Raw genomic sequence first — 2,518 nt, 5'->3', positions numbered from 1 at the left:
CCCCGACACGCTGCCGCACCACCCGAACGGCCGTACGGAACCCCCCGCGCGGACCAGCACGGGAACCCTCCGTGCCAGAGTGTTCGTATGACTACTGCACCGCTGCGTGTGGCCCTGGTCGGCTACGGCCTGGCCGGGTCCGTGTTCCACGCGCCGATGATCGCCGCCGCCGAGGGCCTGACCCTCGACACCGTGGTCACCTCCAACCCCGAGCGGGCCGCCCAGGCCCGCGCCGAGTACCCCGACGTGCGGATCGCCGCCTCGGCGGACGAACTGTGGCCCCGCGCCGGCGAACTGGACCTGGTGGTCGTCGCCTCCCCCAACCGGACGCACGTCCCGCTGGCCACCGAGGCGCTGCGCCAGGGCCTCCACGTGGTCGTGGACAAGCCGGTCGCGGGCACCGCCGCCGAGGCCCGTGAACTGGCCGCGCTGGCCGAGGAGCGGGGCCTGCTGCTCTCCGTGTTCCAGAACCGCCGCTGGGACGGCGACTTCCTCACCCTGCGCAAGCTGCTCGACGACGGCGCGCTGGGCGAGGTCCAGCGGTTCGAGTCCCGCTTCGAGCGCTGGCGCCCCCAGCCGAAGGGCGGCTGGCGCGAGTCGGCCGACCCGGCGGAGCTCGGCGGGCTCCTGTACGACCTCGGCAGCCACGTCGTCGACCAGGCGCTGCACCTGTTCGGCCCGGCCGAGTCCGTCTACGCGGAGGTCGACACCCGCCGCCAGGGCGCGCAGGTCGACGACGACGTCTTCATCGCCGTCACCCACACCGGCGGCGTCCGCTCCCACCTGTACGCCTCGGCGACGACCGCGCAGCTCGGCCCGCGCTTCCGGGTCCTCGGCTCGAAGGCGGGTTATGTGAAGTACGGGCTGGACCCGCAGGAGAACGCCCTGCGCGAGGGCCTGCGCCCGGCCGCGGAGGGCGAGCGCTGGGGCCACGAGCCCAAGGAGCTGTGGGGCGCGATCGGCGCGGGCGAGTCCCCGCTGACGGGCGGCGGCGAGCCGGTGCCCACGCTGCCCGGCGACTACCCCTCGTACTACCGCGCGGTGGCCGCCGCGGTGAGCGGCGGCGGGCGCAACCCGGTGACCGCGCTGGAGGCGGCGGACGCGCTGGCGGTACTGGAGGCGGCGGCGCGGTCCGCCCGTGACGGCGGGACGGTGAAGCCGGCATGACCAGGATGACTCCGGAACTCTCCCCCACCGTCGAGGAACTCGAGGCGCAGGAGCGCCGCCTGATCCTCCCCCGCTTCAGCAACGAGGACGCCTGGGAGCTGGGCTCACTGCTGGTGGCGCTGGCCCGGGAGCGGCAGGCCCCGGTCGCGATCGACATCCACCGGGCCGGCCAGCAGCTCTTCCACGCGGCGCTGGAGGGCTCCGCGCCGGAGAACGACGCGTGGATCGACCGCAAGCGACGCGTGGTCATGCGGTACGGGCACGCCTCCTTCCTGGTCGGCACCCGCTTCCGGGCCAAGGGCCAGAACTTCGACGAGTCCTCCCGCCTCGACCCGGACGTCTACGCCGCGCACGGCGGCTCGTTCCCGCTGCGGGTCGACGGGGTCGGCGTGATCGGCGCGGTCACCGTCTCCGGGCTCCCGCAGGCGCAGGACCACGCCCTGGTCGTCGAGGCGCTGGAACGCTTCCTGGGCCTCACCCTCGACTGACCCGCCCCGCGCCAGGCGCCCGGCGCCCGGCAGGACCCTCACGGTCCTGCCGGGCGTCAGGGCCCAGTTCAGCTCGGCTCGGGCGAGGCGGGGCTGGTCGGGGCGACCGGGCAGACCGGCGGCGCCTGCACCCGCGTCTCCTGTGCGTCGCCCAGCGTCACCGCGGCGGTCAGCACCATCCCCGCCGCCGCGGCCGCCGCGGCGGTGACCGCCGCCGACCAGCGCCGCCACCGCAGGTCCTGCTCGGTCACCACGGGGAGCGGGACGCTCGCCGGCCCCGCTGCCGGGGCGACCCCGGCCACGCCCTCGGGCGCCGGCCCGGTCACCGCTCCGGCCTCCGTCCGGGGACGCGGCACCGGAAGCGGAACCGGGCCCGGACCCGGGCCCGGCACGCCGGCCGCCGACCCGAACATGGCTCCGCCAACGGCTCCGGTTCCAGCACCGGCACCGGCACCGGCACCGGCTTCAGTTCCGGCTCCGGTTCCGGTTCCGATTCCGGCATCAGCTCCGGCTCCGGCACCAGCTCCGGCTTCGGCACCCGCTTCCGTTTCGGCACCGGCTTCCACTGCGGTTGCGGCGCGGGCCGCAGCCCCCTCCCCCGTACCTGCGGACACCCTCGCCCCGGCGCCCACCGAGACCGCGACCGGATGCGGGACCGGGGACGGCGCCCCCGCGCTCCCGCCGCCGGAACCATCCGCCGGCCCCGCGCCGGTGGCCGCCCCACGACCTCCGGCCGGGCCGAGGCCCACGCCGGTTCCGGTGCGGATCCCCGCACCGGTTCCCGCCGCGGCACCTCCGGCCGAACCGAAGCCCGCACCCGCGCCCGCCCGCGACCCGGGCCCCTGGCCCACCGGCGAGCCGCC

The 2,518-nt window shown here is 76.6% G+C and carries 3 protein-coding genes; 2 read left to right on the top strand and 1 reads right to left on the bottom strand.

Annotation, left to right across the window (positions count from 1 at the left end; all coding sequences use genetic code 11):
- The first annotated feature begins 87 nt into the window (after positions 1 to 87).
- Both ACOV8S_RS19385 and ACOV8S_RS19380 read left to right on the top strand, forming a co-directional pair.
- Complete coding sequence (locus tag ACOV8S_RS19385; RefSeq protein WP_448319067.1) at positions 88 to 1,167, top strand: Gfo/Idh/MocA family protein; 1,080 nt, start codon at positions 88 to 90, stop codon at positions 1,165 to 1,167.
- Entirely contained in the window at positions 1,164 to 1,655 is a 492-nt protein-coding gene (locus ACOV8S_RS19380; protein ID WP_448319066.1) for a heme-degrading domain-containing protein, read from the top strand. The genes ACOV8S_RS19385 and ACOV8S_RS19380 overlap by 4 nt, the downstream gene beginning before the upstream one ends.
- Before the next feature lie 68 nt (positions 1,656 to 1,723).
- Here the strand turns inward: ACOV8S_RS19380 and ACOV8S_RS19375 are convergent, their stop codons facing one another.
- A complete protein-coding gene (locus ACOV8S_RS19375; RefSeq protein ID WP_448319065.1) occupies positions 1,724 to 1,981 on the bottom strand; it encodes a hypothetical protein in 258 nt (85 codons plus the stop codon).
- Between the last annotated feature and the right edge of the window lie 537 nt (positions 1,982 to 2,518).

This window comes from Streptomyces sp. CO7 (assembly GCF_053474865.1).
This window is presented reverse-complemented; position numbering and strand designations above follow the sequence as displayed.